The 16,963-nt window shown below is 45.5% G+C and carries 26 protein-coding genes; 15 read left to right on the forward strand and 11 right to left on the reverse strand.

All coding sequences use genetic code 11. The features are described from left to right. Positions 1–204: 204 nt before the first annotated feature. Positions 205–873, forward strand: a complete 669-nt coding sequence (locus A3IE_RS21315; protein WP_020397103.1) for an NYN domain-containing protein — start codon at positions 205–207, stop codon at positions 871–873. A 197-nt stretch (positions 874–1,070) separates the two neighbouring features. On the opposite strand, the gene A3IE_RS0118455 is transcribed toward A3IE_RS21315, so the two are convergent. The 10 genes from A3IE_RS0118455 to A3IE_RS0118505 form a co-directional block, all read right to left on the reverse strand. Further along, on the reverse strand, positions 1,071–1,439 hold the full coding sequence (locus tag A3IE_RS0118455) for a hypothetical protein (RefSeq protein ID WP_020397104.1): 369 nt from the start codon (positions 1,437–1,439) through the stop codon (positions 1,071–1,073). Between the two features lie 73 nt (positions 1,440–1,512). Continuing rightward, positions 1,513–1,776 carry a pyocin activator PrtN family protein gene (locus A3IE_RS0118460; RefSeq protein ID WP_020397105.1) on the reverse strand — a complete coding sequence of 88 codons (264 nt, stop codon included), beginning with the start codon at positions 1,774–1,776 and terminating at the stop codon, positions 1,513–1,515. Then, a complete protein-coding gene (locus tag A3IE_RS22345) occupies positions 1,773–2,327 on the reverse strand; it encodes a Rha family transcriptional regulator (RefSeq protein ID WP_020397106.1) in 555 nt (184 codons plus the stop codon). The genes A3IE_RS0118460 and A3IE_RS22345 overlap by 4 nt, the downstream gene beginning before the upstream one ends. 297 nt (positions 2,328–2,624) lie before the next feature. After that, complete coding sequence (locus A3IE_RS0118470; protein ID WP_020397107.1) at positions 2,625–3,230, reverse strand: Nmad5 family putative nucleotide modification protein; 606 nt, start codon at positions 3,228–3,230, stop codon at positions 2,625–2,627. Positions 3,231–3,234: 4 nt separating this feature from the next. After that, positions 3,235–3,585 carry a DUF6283 family protein gene (locus A3IE_RS0118475; RefSeq protein WP_020397108.1) on the reverse strand — a complete coding sequence of 117 codons (351 nt, stop codon included), beginning with the start codon at positions 3,583–3,585 and terminating at the stop codon, positions 3,235–3,237. A gap of 21 nt (positions 3,586–3,606) precedes the next feature. Then, positions 3,607–4,386 carry a ribonuclease H-like domain-containing protein gene (locus A3IE_RS0118480; protein ID WP_157832906.1) on the reverse strand — a complete coding sequence of 260 codons (780 nt, stop codon included), beginning with the start codon at positions 4,384–4,386 and terminating at the stop codon, positions 3,607–3,609. 78 nt (positions 4,387–4,464) lie between these two features. Continuing rightward, the gene (locus tag A3IE_RS0118490) at positions 4,465–4,677 is read right to left on the reverse strand and encodes a hypothetical protein (RefSeq protein WP_020397111.1); all 213 of its coding nucleotides are present in this window, start codon (positions 4,675–4,677) and stop codon (positions 4,465–4,467) included. Between the two features lie 12 nt (positions 4,678–4,689). After that, positions 4,690–5,868: a hypothetical protein gene (locus A3IE_RS0118495; RefSeq protein WP_020397112.1), complete on the reverse strand. Its 1,179-nt coding sequence runs from the start codon at positions 5,866–5,868 to the stop codon at positions 4,690–4,692. After that, complete coding sequence (locus A3IE_RS0118500; RefSeq protein WP_020397113.1) at positions 5,868–6,830, reverse strand: hypothetical protein; 963 nt, start codon at positions 6,828–6,830, stop codon at positions 5,868–5,870. Before A3IE_RS0118500 ends, A3IE_RS0118495 begins: the two co-directional genes overlap by 1 nt. Before the next feature lie 93 nt (positions 6,831–6,923). Continuing rightward, entirely contained in the window at positions 6,924–7,187 is a 264-nt protein-coding gene (locus A3IE_RS0118505) for a hypothetical protein (RefSeq protein WP_020397114.1), read from the reverse strand. A gap of 21 nt (positions 7,188–7,208) precedes the next feature. On the opposite strand from A3IE_RS0118505, the gene A3IE_RS22940 reads away from it, so the two are divergent. Further along, entirely contained in the window at positions 7,209–7,457 is a 249-nt protein-coding gene (locus A3IE_RS22940; RefSeq protein WP_157832907.1) for a hypothetical protein, read from the forward strand. 454 nt (positions 7,458–7,911) lie between these two features. Here A3IE_RS22940 and A3IE_RS0118520 read toward each other — a convergent pair whose 3' ends face one another. Next, positions 7,912–8,250: a helix-turn-helix domain-containing protein gene (locus A3IE_RS0118520; RefSeq protein ID WP_157832908.1), complete on the reverse strand. Its 339-nt coding sequence runs from the start codon at positions 8,248–8,250 to the stop codon at positions 7,912–7,914. A gap of 147 nt (positions 8,251–8,397) precedes the next feature. Here A3IE_RS0118520 and A3IE_RS0118525 point away from each other — a divergent pair, with 147 nt between their 5' ends. The 13 genes from A3IE_RS0118525 (at position 8,398) to A3IE_RS0118580 (ending at position 16,899) form a co-directional block, all read left to right on the forward strand. Then, positions 8,398–8,748 (forward strand): hypothetical protein, encoded by a 351-nt coding sequence (locus A3IE_RS0118525; RefSeq protein ID WP_020397118.1) that lies wholly within the window; start codon positions 8,398–8,400, stop codon positions 8,746–8,748. 212 nt (positions 8,749–8,960) lie between these two features. After that, positions 8,961–9,197 (forward strand): hypothetical protein, encoded by a 237-nt coding sequence (locus tag A3IE_RS22945; RefSeq protein ID WP_157832909.1) that lies wholly within the window; start codon positions 8,961–8,963, stop codon positions 9,195–9,197. Beyond that, positions 9,194–9,874 carry a hypothetical protein gene (locus A3IE_RS0118535; protein WP_157832910.1) on the forward strand — a complete coding sequence of 227 codons (681 nt, stop codon included), beginning with the start codon at positions 9,194–9,196 and terminating at the stop codon, positions 9,872–9,874. The genes A3IE_RS22945 and A3IE_RS0118535 overlap by 4 nt, the downstream gene beginning before the upstream one ends. Then, positions 9,871–10,383, forward strand: a complete 513-nt coding sequence (locus tag A3IE_RS0118540) for a hypothetical protein (RefSeq protein ID WP_020397121.1) — start codon at positions 9,871–9,873, stop codon at positions 10,381–10,383. Before A3IE_RS0118535 ends, A3IE_RS0118540 begins: the two co-directional genes overlap by 4 nt. Further along, positions 10,380–11,390: a DUF2786 domain-containing protein gene (locus tag A3IE_RS21325; protein WP_033407595.1), complete on the forward strand. Its 1,011-nt coding sequence runs from the start codon at positions 10,380–10,382 to the stop codon at positions 11,388–11,390. Before A3IE_RS0118540 ends, A3IE_RS21325 begins: the two co-directional genes overlap by 4 nt. A gap of 5 nt (positions 11,391–11,395) precedes the next feature. Then, positions 11,396–12,817 carry a replicative DNA helicase gene (dnaB, locus tag A3IE_RS0118550; RefSeq protein ID WP_026155030.1) on the forward strand — a complete coding sequence of 474 codons (1,422 nt, stop codon included), beginning with the start codon at positions 11,396–11,398 and terminating at the stop codon, positions 12,815–12,817. Next, entirely contained in the window at positions 12,808–13,755 is a 948-nt protein-coding gene (locus A3IE_RS0118555) for a hypothetical protein (protein ID WP_020397124.1), read from the forward strand. Before dnaB ends, A3IE_RS0118555 begins: the two co-directional genes overlap by 10 nt. Beyond that, on the forward strand, positions 13,752–14,135 hold the full coding sequence (locus A3IE_RS0118560) for a hypothetical protein (RefSeq protein WP_020397125.1): 384 nt from the start codon (positions 13,752–13,754) through the stop codon (positions 14,133–14,135). Before A3IE_RS0118555 ends, A3IE_RS0118560 begins: the two co-directional genes overlap by 4 nt. Before the next feature lie 32 nt (positions 14,136–14,167). Next, positions 14,168–14,620 carry a hypothetical protein gene (locus A3IE_RS0118565; RefSeq protein ID WP_020397126.1) on the forward strand — a complete coding sequence of 151 codons (453 nt, stop codon included), beginning with the start codon at positions 14,168–14,170 and terminating at the stop codon, positions 14,618–14,620. Positions 14,621–14,980: 360 nt separating this feature from the next. Further along, on the forward strand, positions 14,981–15,769 hold the full coding sequence (locus A3IE_RS22350; RefSeq protein ID WP_110721607.1) for a phage antirepressor N-terminal domain-containing protein: 789 nt from the start codon (positions 14,981–14,983) through the stop codon (positions 15,767–15,769). Continuing rightward, positions 15,766–15,993, forward strand: coding sequence for a helix-turn-helix domain-containing protein (locus A3IE_RS21335; protein WP_020397128.1), 228 nt, complete (start codon positions 15,766–15,768; stop codon positions 15,991–15,993). The genes A3IE_RS22350 and A3IE_RS21335 overlap by 4 nt, the downstream gene beginning before the upstream one ends. 193 nt (positions 15,994–16,186) lie before the next feature. Continuing rightward, positions 16,187–16,315 carry a hypothetical protein gene (locus A3IE_RS23300; protein ID WP_281167197.1) on the forward strand — a complete coding sequence of 43 codons (129 nt, stop codon included), beginning with the start codon at positions 16,187–16,189 and terminating at the stop codon, positions 16,313–16,315. Further along, positions 16,312–16,899 carry a hypothetical protein gene (locus tag A3IE_RS0118580; RefSeq protein ID WP_020397129.1) on the forward strand — a complete coding sequence of 196 codons (588 nt, stop codon included), beginning with the start codon at positions 16,312–16,314 and terminating at the stop codon, positions 16,897–16,899. The genes A3IE_RS23300 and A3IE_RS0118580 overlap by 4 nt, the downstream gene beginning before the upstream one ends. The last annotated feature ends 64 nt before the right edge of the window (positions 16,900–16,963 follow it).

Consider the following 16,963-nt stretch of genomic DNA (forward strand, 5'->3'; position numbering starts at 1 on the left):
CCCATGTTAGATTGGACGTATGATTTTTTATTTCTTTTATAATCAATATCTTGAAGAAAGCCATGTGCCTTTGTTGCCATTTTATCATATTTTATCTAGGTTCTATTGAAAACAATTGACTATTCCACTATATTTAATGGCAAGGTAAGTGGTTTCACTTACTGCCGATTTCATCCGGTAGAGCAGGACTCTATCGTGCCCTCGATGCCAGCGCTCGGGGGCTTTATTTTTTATGGGCTGTCCACTTTGAGTGATAAAAAAGTTCAATGTTTTATTGATGGATTCAATCTTTATCACGCCATTCATGATTTAAAGCTAAATCATTTAAAATGGGTGAATCTCAAAGCTCTTACTAATATCTTTCTTCAAAGATCAGAATTCCTAAGTGAAGTTCATTATTTTAGTGCTATCGCTCATCATCGTGGTGTTGATTCGATTTCAAGGCACACAACATATTTAGATGCTTTAAAAGCACATGGCATTACGGTTCATTTGGGGAATTTCAAGAAGAAATCCATGAGTTGTAGAAATTGTGGTAATAATTGGAAAACTCATGAGGAGAAAGAAAGTGACGTAAATTTAGCTATACAGTTAGTTCATCAAGCGCATATAGATGGTTTCGATAAGGCGTATGTACTAACTGCTGATTCTGATTTACTCCCACCCATGCGCCTTATAAAACAGATATTTCCTAATAAAGAAATACACGTTCTATTCCCTCCTAGTAGAAAAACTTATACTTCAGAATTGCAGAGTATAGGGCGGTATACGGTGATAAAACAAAAGCATATGGTGAAATGTCTGCTGCCAGAAGAGTGTTATTATAATGGCAATAGAATAACCAGACCAGTCTGCTATACACCTCCTCCTTAGTCATTGTAATTTTTGACTTATGCCCTATAACTGCTTACCTATTAGTTTGATTAAGCATAAATCCTCTAAATTTTAAAAAAATTACTTATAAAACATTTGGTTATACACTCAACGTCATCCCTGCCGATTCATCAATCATTTAAAAGTACGACTTTTTGTGGGCAACACGTTTGGTATTGCCCTGTTCAATTTAAGCTTTAGGTCATACGCAGGTAGTCGATTAGCGGTACGCCTGCTTGTTTGGCTAGTGGGATTAGGCTTTTAGCGTTCGCCGCTTTTGCTGGTGTGATGAGTATGCCGTCTGGTTTTGTGCCGTATTGGTGGTCAATGGTGATTGCAAAGCCTTGTGGATCACCTGCTTTGTTTCTGGTTATTCCGACGATGGTGGTTGAGGTTTGGTCTGGGATGGTCGAGAATTTTGCGTTCTCAAAGTCTAGGTTGTTTTCTTTGAACCAGTCTTTGGCTAGGTCAATCGAGGCAAATGATCTTACTGTATCGCTTTGTTTTTTGGATGAGTATAGCCAGATTATGATTGCTACTGCTGCTATTCCAATGATATAGCCCATTTTATGCTCCTCGGTTTATTTAAAGATTTGACTATAAATAAACCGAGGTAGTGTGGAAAGCTTTTCAGGCTTTTTATGCGCTTTCTAGGTTTTGGATGTAGATCGCTAAGTCAGTTAGGGTGACTATCCACGGGGCTTTTTGGCTGTGGTTTAGTTTTTTGACGGGTATGGGGAATTCGCCGTTACGGATCATGGCGCTTACCGCCTCCTTGCGCTCGATGCCTAGCATTCGCTTGCTTACTGCTTCGGCTGTTGGGTATAGGGTTCCGTATTCAACGTGAAGGAGTTGGACTTCTGTCGGGAGTATGCTGGGGTTGGGTATTTTTGCGGTTTTCATGGGCGTTGTCCCTGTTTTGTTGGGATTAGGCGGTTGCTGTGTCTGGTTAGGCGGCTGATACCAAGCTGCAAGGGCATGGTGATGGCTTGGATTTCGTCGCGCATGAGTTCAGCTTCTTTGGCCGTTAGGATGACGATTTCGTCTTGTTGGTAGGCGTTGGTGCTGGTGATCTGCCCTGCCTCGATGGTGGTTATCACAATAATGCGCTGCCCTTCTGGGGTCAGTGAGCTGTCTTGGCGCTGGGTTAGTTGTTGTTCCATGCGCCTGAATTCTTTGATGTAGGCTTCTTTGAATTGCATGGCTTTTGCGCCTGTGAAGCCCATTGCCAAAAGCGTGAAGCCGTCAAATGTGATTTGGTATTCTTTGCGCAGCTCCCCTTTTTCATCGGAATATTCAACGGGCGCAAAATTGAGCCGGTTAAACTCAGATGAGCATCCAAGATTTTCTATAGATCGAATAACATTTTTATGAAGTTTTCCGAAGGTTTGGGCTATTAGTCTGGACGTGGTTATACTTTGTCCATTTGAGATGGATACGAGTTGAGTTGACATGATTATGTCATCCTTTGTGCCTGATGTTTTTAGCCCACCATATCCATTGCTAATTAGATAATGGTGGGAACTGTGCAGGGTTAGCAATACTGACCACAAAGAAATCAGCCTACCCGAAGGTAGCCCCACACAGTCCCCATAGGTGAACTTTTTTGAGCGCGTAAGGTTACGCAGGCACAAAAAAAGACGCTTAGCGTCTGTGCGCTTTGTGTATGACAGGTTGCTAATCCCGATGCCGGATTTTGCCGACATGGGGATTAAAGTAGCGCGGTTTTTGGGCTGCGTCAATAGCATGGTTTACGCTGCGGCCACTGCTGTTAAGCCGAGCTTTTGGTTTAGGGTCTGTATGGGGATGGTTAGCGCTGTGCTGGTTGAGGCTTTCTCTTGAGTGGGGATTAGGTCTACTGCCTCAGGCCAAGTAGCTAACAACTGCTTAATGCTGCGAATATTGCTTAGTAGCGCAGTTAGTTCTAAGCGTAGTTGCTTTATTTCTTGAATAATACGTGCTTTCTCATCAGAGAAAGCTATAGCTTTTTGGGCGTATTCAGTGTGGTAAAATGGATGCCTTGGCGATATTTTATAAATTTTTGTATTGTCATTATCGGCATAACTCAAAAAAGTACGAAAGCCGGTTTTGTCGCTTATGATGTCTATGCCTAATTCTTTATTAAAGAACGATTTAAAGTTGGTGCACTTCATGAAATGACTAAATTCACTAGCAATATCCTGCTCGATGTCTTCTATTGAACGAGTCTCCCCTGCTGGTAAAAGTCTATTTATCTGGGCTATTCGCGCTTCTTCTGCTAGCTGGGCAGCTTGAGCGGTTATTATTGATAGTTTTTCGATGAGTCCTGACCTGCCAATGGCATTTTCGATGATGATTTTCTTTGTTTCTTTGTTCATGGGATTACCTATGAAATTCAATAAAGTCTGATGTGTTGTCAAACACGGGGGCGTTCATATCAAGTCGGTTTCTGTCGTACTTTCCAATACGCTCCATCCAACGCATCATTTGATTAGGGCGTTCGATTTTTTCCAGCAAGATCAGTGCTCCAGCGCAGTGCTGGGTGTTTTTGGTTTCTATTACTTCACCTTCATCACCAATATCAGTTGTTTTGTGACAACTAAATGTGCCTTGCTGAGCTGTGATAGCGACGATGATGTCTGCTGCACGCAATGCACCGAGCCAGCCTTGCTGGTCGGGCTTGTCATTGCGGAAGGGACAGTTGGCGCAAGGGCGTTTTAGGTTGAATTGCATGGTTTTAACCCTTCTGCTTGTTTAGTTGTATATTTTTGTGAAGTAAGGCATTTTGATGATTCTCGCTGGGTCTTTTGGGTTGACGATGAATCCATCCTTCAGAATACGGTCAAACAGGCGTTTAGTGATGATTACGTCATTCAGGCAATAGTCGATTACGTTGCCGATTCTTCCCTCTTGCCAATCTATCGGCGCTTGTGCACCGTGCCCTGTTTTTTTTATGTCAAAATTTGCTTTAGCACAAGCATCTAGGCCGTAACCGCTGTGGGTGTTTTTATCAAATATATCTGGATCATTGCCATCGGCTTTCCAAATTTCGCGCAGAATATCGTAGTGATACGGGAACTCTAGCTCGTCTAGTCCTTCTAGTAATAACGATGGTATTCCGCTCGCCTCCATCAACGGTTTATCAAAGTTGTATCCATTGAAGTCAACTACTATTCGAGCGCTATCTAATCGTTCTGCGAAAGCCTGAAAGTTGTCTTGGCAGAAAATTCGGTATCTGTCGTCTAGGTAGTCATACATGCCTATTACGCTAATGCCCATATTTTTAAAATCCTTCCAGCCTTCGCAGTAATTAATATTAGGCAGTCGTTCTGCTTGTTTAGATGGAGGAATGGCGTTAATAATTTCGCAGTCGTAGATTACAGCATTTAGTTTTCCCATGATTAACCTCTTGATTCTTTCAGGCCGAGTAACCAGCCGGATTGGTGTTGTTGAAAATAGAATAGTGCTTGTTTTAGTGCTTCGTGGTGGATTTTGTGCCTGCCAATTTCTTGTTGGCAGGATTTTATACTCCACTCTCCCGTCCTTTTTATAAAATACTCTTTCCATAGCCCGCTTTGAATAAAGCTCTTAAATAGTGATTCACGTTGGAAGTTAGTCATGATTTACCCTTAAACGTTTTTTGATTGGTGCTGAGTAATCATATTGATTGATTTCTATTATGTTATTGGGTGGTGTAATAGTTATTTCTACTAGCTGGGAGTGCAGTCTGTTAATATTTACAGCATTGCCTTTTGCTGTTTGTTTCTCGAATATTGCCATCACTTGATCTGGTGTTAGGTTTTCACGAATAATCATTATTGACATGAGCCTTCCCTCTTAAAATCTTTTGGGAGCTAGTTTATATTTTGATTTGCCATTAACGAATGGCAAGTCATATTCCAGCACGCCGTCGTCGAATGCTCTATCAAGCCACTGCCCTGCTAGATTTTGGGCTTCGATGTTATTGGCAACTAAGTTAGCTTTTTTAATGAATAATTCAGTCGGTGGGAATGTGGGCTTTATTTGCCCGTTTTCCACCTGCTCTACCCACTGCTGATAAGCCGCTTCCAAAGCGCCCTCTTCCGCCTTACTGGTAAGGTCGGAAACCTTACTAGGTAAGGTTGGGGGGGCTTTTGGGGTATGGTGCGGAAGGGCGGTTTTTTGATGAGCGAGCTGAGCCGGTGGAATAGCAATTACACCATTCGCGGGGGATGTGGTGACATATAAATTTTGAAGTTGGTTTGAATGCGGACTCCAGCTTAGGATTTTATTTTCAAACTTTACAACTGCTTGTAATGGAGTGGGGCGGTGAAATAGCTCCTCAAATATAACAATACCTATAACCGCAAATTGGAGCGCAATAGAGAATAGGGAGGCAACAAAACCAATACCCAACGTTTGACCAAAGAAGGAGGGAATAATTTCGGGCTTTTTGTTGCGCAGTAATTCGGCTTGGTATTGTTGCTCATGCGCCTGTTGGTTTAAGGCTTGGGCATTTAATCTAGCACGAGTTTCGAGTCTATTTAATGCGTCGCGATTTCTTAAATCTACTGCTTCGAGGTTTTTTCTGTTGCTTTCTATTCTGGCATTGGATGCTTGCAAATCTAATTGTAGGGCATATTGTGCATCGCGATTTTTGTGAAGTATTGCGGCAAAAGCGGTGTGCTCCGCAATCAGAGAATAGGTTGTTAGAATCAGTAGTCCGACTAACGTAATTCTAAAGGTTAGCATTAATCCATGTCGCCATGATGCAAAACAAGTGCGAATTACTTTTTCAGCAGCAAAGGTTACACCAATTACTGCAGCAGCCATTATGACGGCTAGTAGCTCATTAAATGGGGAGAGCATCCCATAGAACATAAATGCGTTAAACCCTGCACTCACGGTGAATAATGACCATTTAATTAGCGGTAGTGGGCTAAAACTGGTGCGTGGAATGAGGTTTTTGTAGCTGCTATACATATAAATAGCAGCGGATAAAATCAGGGCGATAATAATGGTGATTAGGGTATCCATTAGGCAACGCTCCGTAATTGTGTTTTGGTGGGATAGCGATAACGCTTGGCTTTGCCTTCGCCGACGGTTTCAAGCAGGTGCGCTTGGTAGGCTTGCTCGATAATTTTGCGGGCGAGTAGGTCAGGCACGGCAAAACGGGTACTGATGAGTTTTGCGGTGATGAAGCCTTCTGAGGACGGGTCGAGTTGGCGCTGGGCGATAGCATGGATCGCTGCATCGGTTTTTGATGGGGCTGGGCTAGCACTAGCTGGCGTTCCGCCACTTCCACCCGTGGGTGAGGTGGGCGTTGGCTGGGGTGCTTGCGGTTCGTTGATGTTGTTGCTTGTTGTTGTGACGTTGTTATGGGTAGTTGATTGTTGTTTTGGGCTTAGCCACGACGCTAAGAACAATAATAAGAAGGTGAATATCTCAAATAGAGCGGATAGGGCGATGCGGTAGTTGTTGGGGATGCTAGTTGCATCAAGGGCTTGTTGCTCTTGGGTTTTTGTGCGAGTAGTGGGCTTGCTGAGTGCGGTAATTTGGGCTTGTAGGGTAGTGTATTCGGCTTGGTTTTTGTTTTTGCTGGTGACGCGCAGTTCGTCCGTTAGCTTTTCTAGGCTAGAGAGGCGTTGTTGTTCTTGTTGTTGGTAGCTTAGATCAGCGCGTTTTGCAGCTTCAAGCTGTGCTGTTGAGGTGTTGAGGTCGGTGGAGAGGTAGACTCCTCCGACCATCAAGGCAGATAGCAGTGTTGCGGCAGTAGCGGCGGCGAAGCCTTTGGCGCTGCCTTCGTTGGTGCGCCAGTTTTCTTGGCTTGCGACTTGCCATGATCCCATAATAATGGCAGTGCAGGTAGCTATTGCTACTGTCGCTGCACCTGATCCTAGTAGTTTTTCTGCCACTGGGTAGGCCGATATGGCACTGGTGGATGCGGTGACTAGGGCTAGTGACCGTAATCCTACTGGTAAAGTGATGTAGTCTTTCATATACTGGTATCTCTCTTAATTGAAGGGCAGGCTGTCGAATTCATGCCCTTCGGTTGTTCGGGCCACTACTTTTGGTAGTGGCTTTTTCATTTTTTACAGCTCAATTTTTTCTAGCAACTCCACCGGCATTTTGCTAATAGGGTGCATGGCATAGTATTCGCCGCTGTAGATGGGGTGTTGTTCGTTCATGATTTTGATGGTGATGTGAGGTTGATTTGATGGGATCGTTTCAACTTTTACGAACACCATTTGCCCTTCCTCTTTTTCCCAGTCTGTGCTGCCGTATGGCGTTAAAACCTCAATAGATCGCGTTGTTCTGGCGCGGTAAATTCCATTACTTACGTTGTTCATGTCCATTTTTAATCCACGTTGATAACGATGCGGTTGTTTGTTCCGCTTCTCAGTTGTTTGGTTATGCACTTGGGCGGCTTATTGGCTACTTCTGCGCATAGTTCATGTTGTCCGGCTGGTAGTTGGGTGGCGAAGGTGTGGCGGGTTGCCACAATTTCACCGTTAATGCGCCACACTACTGGCTCGAATGCTGGGTTTCCTGCTATTGCAGCGACCAGCGTTATTGTTGTTGTTAGCATGTTGTTGCTCTTGTTGTTGTGCGTCCATGCTGTTTAATAAACGCTCTTGTTTGATCTTGACTTTTATTAGAAAAGTCAAGACTCGTTATGTCTATCAGTGAACTTCTGGGCTTGTTAATTCTCAAAAACTGATCACTGGTTGTTGTTGCTGTTGTTGTTTACTTGTTAACAACAGTAAAGTAAATTTATCAAAATAAAAAATTTTACTCAATAGGTATTTTACAAAAAGAAAAGTTTTGCAGTAGAATTTATGGGTGGACGCTGTCTTTTTATGAACTAGCCAATGGGCAACAACGAAGGAAGAAGCATGAACGGGGATGATGCTGCCGCAGATAGGGCGTGGGGGGACAAAGCGATATTGCTGGACAATATCGCGTTACGGTTGAATGTTAGTGATCATGCTGAGTTGCTGAAGCTAGCGCGGAAGATGTTTCTTCGGCGCTTGCGCAATGCTAGGAACACGGGTGGTGGCGAGAAAAGAGAGTAGTGGGCTAGGAGTCGTATTTTTCGCGTATCTTGCGCATCCGATACATAGATTGAGCAAATTCGCGTAAATCATCGCGTTCGCGATCATTTAGCAGGGTAATGATGAACGCTAACTCCTTGAGTTCGCTGCTATCGATAGCTGGGTTGTTTGTGGCTAGATCATCGTGCTCATGATCCATCCATCCGTGTTCAAGCCCTAGCGCTTTTTCAATGGCTCGTGCTTTGTTACTGCCTAGGTTTTTCCCTGAGTCTGGTTTTTGACAAAGACTCAGATATGACTCAGAAATATTAGATAGTGCTGCCAATTTCTTGGCTGTGCCTGCTAACGAGATGGCTTTAGCCAAGTTGTTTATTCTTATTGTCTTTATATCCATCGCAAACCTTCTAAAAGAACAATTTAAATATTAGCAAGATTTTACTTGCGGATAAACTTAAATTAAGTTAATGTGGGCGAAACCGTAATTTAACTTAATTTACTCTGAGAGTAAAACATGAAAACCACACCTACACCCATCGAAACCTTTGTCAAGCTTCTTGAGGTCACCAAATTTCATCCAGCGTATGCGGCAAGGAAAATTCTTTATGAACCTAACTCTGTTCCTGCGCAGCGTGCGGCTGAGTTGGGGTTTGTTCCCGATGACGATCAAAAAAAGCTGATGCGCTATGTGTGCGCTAATAATTTGGATGCGTTGCCGCCGCAGGACGCGGAAAAGATTCGCTCGCTCTATAAGCAAAAAGCAAAGCGCGAGAAAAGTCCAATCAATATTACTTTGGTTTTTGTCGGTATTAAGCCGCAAGAGTTTGGCGAGGAGTTTTTAAACGCTCTTAAAGCTTGCGCATAAGCATACGACGGTGGGGGAGTTAAGGATGCTTTTTTGGTTAGTAGGTTTAGGTGCTTTGTTAGCCATTATTTGGTTTATCAAGGCAGTCTTTGATTTTATTGAAAAAGAAATGGACGGCTGGTAAGCAAATACTAGCGTTAAGGTAAACAGAAAAAAAGCCCACAGCGGGGAAGGCTTATGGGCTTTTAAAGTAAAATATTCAGGTGGTCATTATGGCAAAGACAGAATCAGAGTGCAATACGGACGTTATCCAGATGGACAACGTGCATGTTTGTAATCGTTGTGTGCATCGCGATTTTGCGCGATTGCAAGGGGAAGGTAGCAAAGCAGCACGGCATTTGTGTGGGCTTGCGGTGAAGCCGGTGCGACTGCATCGCACTATGAAAGCTGGCGCGGTAGTGGCTTGCTCGTCTTATCGCCAAAAGCGTGGATTGGAGGTGGTGAGATGACATTTTCTGTTGAGCAGATTATGCGGTTTTGTGCTTTAGAGGAGGATGATCCGCGTTGGTATTTGCAGTTACCGACTGTATTGGGCGATGCAGTTATAGCGACGAATGGTCACATAATGGTCAGTATCCCCGTTAGCCAATGTGAGTCTATCGCGGAGGAGTGGCGAGACAATGACAAGCTGGCTAAAGCAGTAAGTAACTCACCCTACTCAAAACCCGCATTTGATAAGCGGGTATTAGTACAGTTGCCCGATAAAGTGGTTTGCCCCACTTGTCATGGATCAGGGATGGTGCCGTGTGAAGATGAGTTTGCGTTTGATGAAGATGAAGATGAAGATGATGAAGATGAAGATGATGAAACTGAACTTGCAATGGAAACCTGCTACCGCTGCAGGGGGGTAGGCCAGCGTCATTTATCACCTACTGAGTCAGACGCATCAACGGCGGAAGTACGTAAGGTGCCGCTAGATATGAATTATTTAGATACAGTGGTTGGTTTGTTGGGCAATGTGTTACTGGTCGCAGCTCCCCCCACGATTTTTGAGGATGGGTGGAGTATGTGGAATCCTATTTATTTTTCTAGCACGCAGCATCCTGATGTTTTTATCGTGCTGATGGGGATTCGAGCACGCGAAGGTGAAGCGCATGTTGTTTGTGCAGAGGAGGTGCTGGGATGAACTTGCACCGTGGCATTGATCAGGCTTATACTTTATCCACTACTGCAACATCAGTAGTCGGGTTTGGCGACCTGAATCAAAACAAAGGCGTGCACACGCCACAATCTCTTGTGGTTTTTTTTCGTCCACAAGAATCACTTTTGGTGGTGTGCGTTGGGAACTACCCGCAAGGGCTAGTTGCCGAGTTGCCTTTGTACTCGGTTCGCCAACCTGACGCACGCTGCCACCATCTTTTGGCGAGGATGATGTCAGCGTTTGAAAATCAAACAAAGGACATCATCATGGCAAGCACTGTCTTTATGGTGCGCGAGGGTATTTCACCCGAGGAACGCGCACGCGAGTCCCAGCAGTTATTTTTAGAATATTCGGCACTTTTCCAGCTCATTGTCGAGCTTTTGTCTGATCACGATTATTTATCCTCCCGTTCGGGCTATCTTGAGTTTTGCGCTTATGTTTATGGGTTTCAGCGCCTGATGGCGTTGGATGCTTTGTTGCGGGGTGGGGTATGAGTCAGCACGCCTCTTGCCGCGTTTGCGGTGTTAAATCACTCCAGTTATTCATGAAGGTCATTAACCCAGACGGTAATCATCTTTATATCTGCACTGATTGCCGAGATAGGAGGATTGCTGCGCAAATTGCTAGATTTGATGGTGATACAACATACACCGACGAAGTTATCTGTCCGTGGTGTGGTCATGAGCAGTCGGATTCTTGGGAGTTTGATGATGGTGTGTATGAGTGTGGTAATTGCGAGCATGATTTTGAGTTAAGTTGCGCAGTCACTGTCAGCTACTCGACTGTGAGGAGGGGGGGGGTTATGAATAGCGAAATGGTTAATAAAATCAAAAAGCTGTTGGCTATGGCTTCGCAAACCGAAGCCTCACCTCATGAAGCGTCTATTGCTTTGCGTCAAGCTCATGCGTTGATGCGCAAACATCAGATTAGTGATAGTGATATTGAGTTGTCCGCTGTTAAAGAGGAGCAAACCAAGCCAGTGGGGAAGCAGGTACGGAGGGTGCCTACTTATTTGTCGCTATTGGCTACTACGATTGGTGATATTTTTGAATGTAAAACGCTAATTAATCGTGGGGGATGGGGTAAAGACCGAGGCGTTTCTTATACTTATATAGGCATTGGTACTGATCCTGTTATCGCTAAATATGCGATGGAGGTGTTGGCTAAGCAGTTAACACAAGCACGCAAGCATTACCTCGCGAAATTAAAAGACACTATCTATGGACAAGATAGAAGAAGCATAGCAGCCGATTCTTTCGCTATAGGATGGTCGCAAGAGATCAGTTATAAAGCTGCTGCGTTGCGCCAGCGGACTCCAGAAAAAGAGCGTGTTATCCAAGCGTTTATGGATAAAAACTACCATGATTTAGCCACGCATGATGGACTTAGCCCTAGTAAGTACTCCCTTAATGATATGCGGAAAGGCATGGATGCCGCTAAAGATGTGCAACTGCATCATGGGGTTGGTGGGGTTGCGACTCCCAAGATGATTGGGGGATGAAAATTATGGCTGATACTTACGAAACCTTAAAAATACCGCCGCATTCTATTGAGGCAGAGCAGTGGGTGATCGGCGGGTTGCTAATGAATCCCGATGCGTACATCAGTGTCGCTGGGATTGTGCGGGAGGATGACTTTTATCGCAACGATCATCGCTTGATATTTAAGGCTGTTGCGTTGATGACGCAGGATCAACAGCCTATTGATCTGTTGACGTTATCAGAATATGCCAAAAAACATGGCATGTTAGAGGATGTTGGCGGGTTTCATTATCTAGGTACATTGTGCAACAGCACGGCGAGCGCTGCTAATGTAGTGGCTCATGCGAAGATAGTACGTGAAAAGTCGCTGTTGCGGCGGTTGATTAGCGTTGGAACTTCTATCGCGGACATGGGGTTTAGTTTACATGCGCAACACGCCGACTTGGGCAGTCAAGCGCAAGTGGCAGAGGCGATTGCAAAAGCAGCTCAGCTCGTGTTTGAGCTGGAGACGGACAGTATCGGTTCCGAGCGAGAGTTTGTGAAGCTTAAGGATGCGTTGAAGGCACAGCTTGGGGTTATTCAAACACTGGCAAATTTGAAAGGGGATGAGCCGATCCGTGGTTATAGCACGGGCTGGAAGACGATTGATCGGCGATCCAATGGGCTGGAAAAGGGGTTTCTTTATTATGTGGCCGCTCGGCCTGCAATGGGAAAGACCAGCTTTTTGCTCAACATGGCGGAAGCGGTGTCGTTGGAGCAGCTTGATAAACTCACGGTTATTTTCTCGATGGAGATGACCGAAGGTGAGTTGGCGGAAAAGTTCATTGCGGCGAGTGGTGGGGCTAATTTTGCGCATCTGCGCAATCCTAGCCGAGCTAAGCAAGCGAGTGATTTTGATGCGCTATGGGCCAATATAGCGATGGGCGTTAAGCGCATTGGCAATAGTAATATTTACTTGGATTGTAGTTCAGTGCAGTCCCCTAGCACGGTGAGATCCCGATTGCGCCGTTTGGCGCATCAAACGGGGTTGCCGGTGGGTTGTGTATTTTTGGATTATCTCCAGCTTATGGAAGGGGATAAGGAGCGCTATCAGAATCGGGATGCTGAGATTGGGGACATCAGCCGAAGCCTGAAGCGCTTAGCGAAAGATTTTAATGTGCCTGTTGTGGTAGGGGCACAGCTCAATCGGGAGTTGGAGCGCAGGCCCAATAAGCGTCCTATTATGTCGGATATTCGCGAGTCCGGTTCCGTGGAACAGGATGCGAATATGATTTGGGGCTTGTATCGCGATGAGGTGTATAACCCAGACACACCCGACAAGGGGATTGCAGAGATTATTACGCTGAAAGGTCGATCAGAAGCGATTGGCACGGATCGGCTGGTTTGGCAGGGGCAGTTTCAGCGGTTCCGCGATTATGTTCCGGAGGAGGGGGGAGCATGGCGCTAACTCGATTTGAATTAGACCGGCTACGGGGTTTATCGCCTTATGCGCAGATGATGTACCTGCTGGTATTCCGGCAATATGCCTGTGTAGAAAGCGGCTTATTCGATAGGCGGATGAGCCAACAAGCTTGGTGGGAAGTCTTGAGCTTTGTTCCCAGTAGCGGTTCCGCTGCTGACTGGAATAGTGCTTTACCGGAGTATGGTAAAGCGGATAAATGGCGGGGTTGGTTGCGTAATAGAAAAGAGGAGCTAATACGGGCTGGTTTGTTGGTGAAGGTGGATGCGTATGTTTTTAAATTGCCTGTTTTTGAGGTTGAGGGATTAATCCGTCCAAAACAACAGCGCACGGATAGCGCACGCAACAGCGCACGGGAAAATGAACCTAAGTATTTGAATTATAACGATAATGAGCTTGAGCAGCGCACGAGTGAAACACCGAGCAGCGCACTACCTTCTTATACTACTACTACTACTACTACTGCTAGTGATGCGTTTTCGATGAGTGATGATTGGTTTCCTGCCGAATCTTTTGCGGATCAGGCTGCGATGAGTGGTTTTAAGGTACGCAAAGGAGAGAGTGATCGTGATTTGATGGAAAAGGCTATTGGCAATGTGCGTATGTATTGGCAATCGGCTAAGGGACAGCATCGCACGGAAAACCAGCATGGTTGGCATTTGGAGTTGTTGAGGACGATGCGAAAACTACAAGTTTATATCAATGCTGAAAAAGTCACGCCATTGTATGCCAAAACTAAATCATCTGGCGGCGCTAAGACTCTAAAAGTGCCTTACTTGGTGGGTGATGAGCTAGTGCGTTGGGCTAAACAGATTGGATTTAGGGATGCGTTGGCGGGTGAGGAGTTTCACAGTTATCGCCAAGCATTGGTGAATCATGTTGGGCGTATCAACAGTAAACGGGAGCAGGAGGCGTTTGGGGTATGAGTCATAGTGCGGGGGCTATCAATCAACTCTCTCAGTCTGGTAAGCGTTATGCGCTGCAAGATCGTGTATTGCAGGGCTTTGCTAACTATCCGGATAGTACGACCAAGGAAGTGGCCCGGGCTATTGGGTTGCAGCATGAAGAATATTGTGATGCTCCTAAGCGGGTGTTTGATTTAGTTGCACTAGGAAAGTTGGTGGCGATGGGTGAGCGAGTGTGTCGCATCACACAGAAAGTCGCAGAAACGTATCAAGTAGCTGCGGGTGCTAAATTTGTTGGCGGAAAGCCTGTACCTGTTGTTCCTGTCAGTGATGCTGACGCTGTGCCTCTGTCTGATGATGATCGTGATGCGGTCATGCATCGTTATTTGTCTAGTCTGTAAGTTCAATCCACAACTAAATTAAGAGATTGTTTATGAGCGCATGTAATGTAGTGCCAAGCTTTGCTATGCCAGAATATTTGTGGAAGCGCAGAAATGAGGGGGTTAGTAGCGCTCAGCTTGCCTTGAATGATGCGGAAATTGCGCTTACGGAATGGGGCCTTTATTGGCAAGATAATCGGGATATGGGGTTTGGTGTTGGTTATCCGTCAATGACTCCATTTGAGCGGATTAATCATCCGAGTTCGTTCAATGCTGGCGAGCTTGCGCTTATGTCACCAGTGGTCGAGTTGGTAGATGTGGCTGTACATAGAATGCCGTTTGATTATCGGGTGTTGGCATGGATATGGTGGGTAGAGCTGGGGGGAAGTCAGTACAAGGCTGCTATTCGGTATTGTGCGGCTAAGCAAGTCAATATTGGGTCTGTTAATGCTATTCGTGGGATGTTGGATCGTGTGCGCTTTGGGGTTGCGTTGGCGATTTGTTAGTTGCAATCACTTTTTTTGAAGGTAATAGTGAGTAGTTGTTGCATGGCAAAGTGGTGATTTGTGGCTTGATGGTTGACAGTATCGCACAAAAGTTATACTTTCAACCTGCATCCGAAAAAAACGGGTGTCGGAATTAGGAACTCCGTTCAGACATAAGCGCACCAGCCGCGTGAGCGGTTTTTTTACGCCTATTGCATTGCAATGCGTAGAAAAGTCCCCAATGTGGGGCTGTGCGGGGCAGCCGTAAGGCTGGTCGGTCACTTGTGTCCCGATAGTTCCTAACCCCGTACAGCTCCCGCTCCCTCTGATTAGGAACCAGAAGACTGCGGGTTAGGTAAACCTCAGACACAGGTAACTATCATGCAGCACATCATGCAAGCTGACTTTCATGGCGCACGTTTCACCCTTATTACTCACAACCATGAACCCTACATAGCCGCCAAAGAAATCGTTCAGGCAATTGGTTTGGATTGGAAAAGCCAATATGTCAAACTCAATCACAATAAGGCTCGTTGGGGTATGGTGAAAATCACCATACCTACTGAAGGTGGTCAACAAGACGCAATCGTCATGCCCCTGCGCAAACTCCCTGCATGGCTCATGACCATCCAAGCCAACAAAGTCCCTAATGAACTACGCCCCAAAATTATCCAATACCAAACCGAATGCGACGAGGTGTTGTGGAAATACTGGAACGAAAAACAAAAACCACCCGCTTTGCCTGCGCCGGTCGCACCAACCCCACCCAGCTTGCCCGTGCTTACTAACAGCACCATCACCATTGTCACCGTGATCCGCCCTCATCAAGCACCACAAAGCATCACCTACAACGAACCCATCGAAGTCATTCCCACCCAAGCTTTAGTTGATCTTCAGCGTCAGACTCAGAAAATCCTCGTCAATGCTGAAAAACAGTTGCAGCAATTATTTAAGCCGTTTGCAAGTCTAAAGCATCTGGAAGAACCCATGCCAAAGCTCCCCAAAGCGGATGCCAACGGGCAAGTCACCATCAAACAACGCCAGCTCGACATCATGCACGATGAGGTAGAAGCCCTCACCATGGCCCTTGATTTGGGCTTATCCCGACTCAAGCGCCACAAAAGTACTTTCACGCCAACCCCTCGCGTCACTCAAGGAGCAAAACCATGAACCCACTTGAGCAGCTTGAACAAACGGCTTTCCAACTCACCCAAGACTTGCTCCAGCAAAACACCGAAATCGCATGGAGCAAACTGATTGCCAGCGCCGAACGCGGCATCTTGCGCGCTGCCTTACAACAGGCTAGAGGCAATCAAACCGCCGCCGCCGCCTGCTTGCGAAAAAATCGCAATACTTTGCGTGAACGCATTGCACGGCATCGGCTTAATGTATGAGGTGCTTGACAAGCTGCGCAGTTTTTGCGAGTATTTTCTGTAAGATATGGAAAGTTACGTTTAGGTAGCTTTCTTCATTTAAAAGAAGCCGCACGGGAAACCGGAGCGGCTTTTTTTATGGGCGCAATCTGAGTAACGCTGAGTAACGATGCGAGATTATTTGATATCAGGTCGGTGGACTAGAACACGTTTTGTGTCAAAAGTCGATTACACAACGGAGTTGGATTACAACTCACTGAGTGATGATGATCGGCGCTTGCTGGGCGTTTGGTTGTATCGCTTGCGGATGCCTAGTGAGCTAGTATTGGGTGTTAACTTATGAGTAAGACTCGGAAAATTAGACGGCAAAGAAAACAAGTGATGCAAGTGCGTGCGGAGTTGAACGAATGTTTAGCTAGAATAAATCGCATTAATTCAAGGCATGATCCCTTATATGTAGAGTTGGCGCGTTTGCAGAGAGCCTGGAATGATCTTAGGCAAACATTAATAAGCGCATTTGGGGAAAATACATATCTATTACCGCCTAAGCTGATTAATCATCGGGCGGATAGGTGCTACGTGCCAACATCAAAAGTGGATTTTCTTTATCCTGATGTTGATATATGCGGTCATTTGAAAAACGAAACTGCAGAAATAATACATTTAACGCACTGGTTTGCTAGAGCGGAAGTGGTCGACGAAATAGAGAGACAGGGGATGCGCAAGAGGGTGCATTTTATCGTCGAAAACACCCAGGGGTTAAGAGTAAGGGAAAATATGCCATGCTATTCGGAAAGTCATGGCGTTATTCAAGATTTGCAAAGTGCAAACATTGCTGCATCGGCTATTTATCGGTTTATCCAGAAGCGTTTTAATGATGATCTGGCATTTTTGCAAGATAAATTAAATAACAAATTAAGTCAGTAGCGCATATAAAAGCTCTGGTTGGATAGGTTAGGTTCTTGACTTGACCCGCTTGGAAACAGGCGGG

The sequence above is a fragment of the Thiolinea disciformis DSM 14473 genome (genome assembly GCF_000371925.1).
Taxonomy (GTDB): Bacteria; Pseudomonadota; Gammaproteobacteria; order Thiotrichales; family Thiotrichaceae; genus Thiolinea; species Thiolinea disciformis.

Bases quoted from the DNA above. Each gene is read 5' to 3' on its own strand.
- A3IE_RS21315 (WP_020397103.1), top strand. From the start codon at position 205: ATGCCAGCGCTCGGGGGCTTTATTTTTTATGGGCTGTCCACTTTGAGT.
- A3IE_RS0118455 (WP_020397104.1), bottom strand. From the start codon at position 1,439: ATGGGCTATATCATTGGAATAGCAGCAGTAGCAATCATAATCTGGCTA.
- A3IE_RS0118460 (WP_020397105.1), bottom strand. From the start codon at position 1,776: ATGAAAACCGCAAAAATACCCAACCCCAGCATACTCCCGACAGAAGTC.
- A3IE_RS22345 (WP_020397106.1), bottom strand. From the start codon at position 2,327: ATGTCAACTCAACTCGTATCCATCTCAAATGGACAAAGTATAACCACG.
- A3IE_RS0118470 (WP_020397107.1), bottom strand. From the start codon at position 3,230: ATGAACAAAGAAACAAAGAAAATCATCATCGAAAATGCCATTGGCAGG.
- A3IE_RS0118475 (WP_020397108.1), bottom strand. From the start codon at position 3,585: ATGCAATTCAACCTAAAACGCCCTTGCGCCAACTGTCCCTTCCGCAAT.
- A3IE_RS0118490 (WP_020397111.1), bottom strand. From the start codon at position 4,677: ATGTCAATAATGATTATTCGTGAAAACCTAACACCAGATCAAGTGATG.
- A3IE_RS0118495 (WP_020397112.1), bottom strand. From the start codon at position 5,868: ATGGATACCCTAATCACCATTATTATCGCCCTGATTTTATCCGCTGCT.
- A3IE_RS0118500 (WP_020397113.1), bottom strand. From the start codon at position 6,830: ATGAAAGACTACATCACTTTACCAGTAGGATTACGGTCACTAGCCCTA.
- A3IE_RS0118505 (WP_020397114.1), bottom strand. From the start codon at position 7,187: ATGGACATGAACAACGTAAGTAATGGAATTTACCGCGCCAGAACAACG.
- A3IE_RS22940 (WP_157832907.1), top strand. From the start codon at position 7,209: ATGCGGTTGTTTGTTCCGCTTCTCAGTTGTTTGGTTATGCACTTGGGC.
- A3IE_RS0118525 (WP_020397118.1), top strand. From the start codon at position 8,398: ATGAAAACCACACCTACACCCATCGAAACCTTTGTCAAGCTTCTTGAG.
- A3IE_RS22945 (WP_157832909.1), top strand. From the start codon at position 8,961: ATGGCAAAGACAGAATCAGAGTGCAATACGGACGTTATCCAGATGGAC.
- A3IE_RS0118535 (WP_157832910.1), top strand. From the start codon at position 9,194: ATGACATTTTCTGTTGAGCAGATTATGCGGTTTTGTGCTTTAGAGGAG.
- A3IE_RS0118540 (WP_020397121.1), top strand. From the start codon at position 9,871: ATGAACTTGCACCGTGGCATTGATCAGGCTTATACTTTATCCACTACT.
- A3IE_RS21325 (WP_033407595.1), top strand. From the start codon at position 10,380: ATGAGTCAGCACGCCTCTTGCCGCGTTTGCGGTGTTAAATCACTCCAG.
- dnaB (WP_026155030.1), top strand. From the start codon at position 11,396: ATGGCTGATACTTACGAAACCTTAAAAATACCGCCGCATTCTATTGAG.
- A3IE_RS0118555 (WP_020397124.1), top strand. From the start codon at position 12,808: ATGGCGCTAACTCGATTTGAATTAGACCGGCTACGGGGTTTATCGCCT.
- A3IE_RS0118560 (WP_020397125.1), top strand. From the start codon at position 13,752: ATGAGTCATAGTGCGGGGGCTATCAATCAACTCTCTCAGTCTGGTAAG.
- A3IE_RS0118565 (WP_020397126.1), top strand. From the start codon at position 14,168: ATGAGCGCATGTAATGTAGTGCCAAGCTTTGCTATGCCAGAATATTTG.
- A3IE_RS22350 (WP_110721607.1), top strand. From the start codon at position 14,981: ATGCAGCACATCATGCAAGCTGACTTTCATGGCGCACGTTTCACCCTT.
- A3IE_RS21335 (WP_020397128.1), top strand. From the start codon at position 15,766: ATGAACCCACTTGAGCAGCTTGAACAAACGGCTTTCCAACTCACCCAA.
- A3IE_RS0118580 (WP_020397129.1), top strand. From the start codon at position 16,312: ATGAGTAAGACTCGGAAAATTAGACGGCAAAGAAAACAAGTGATGCAA.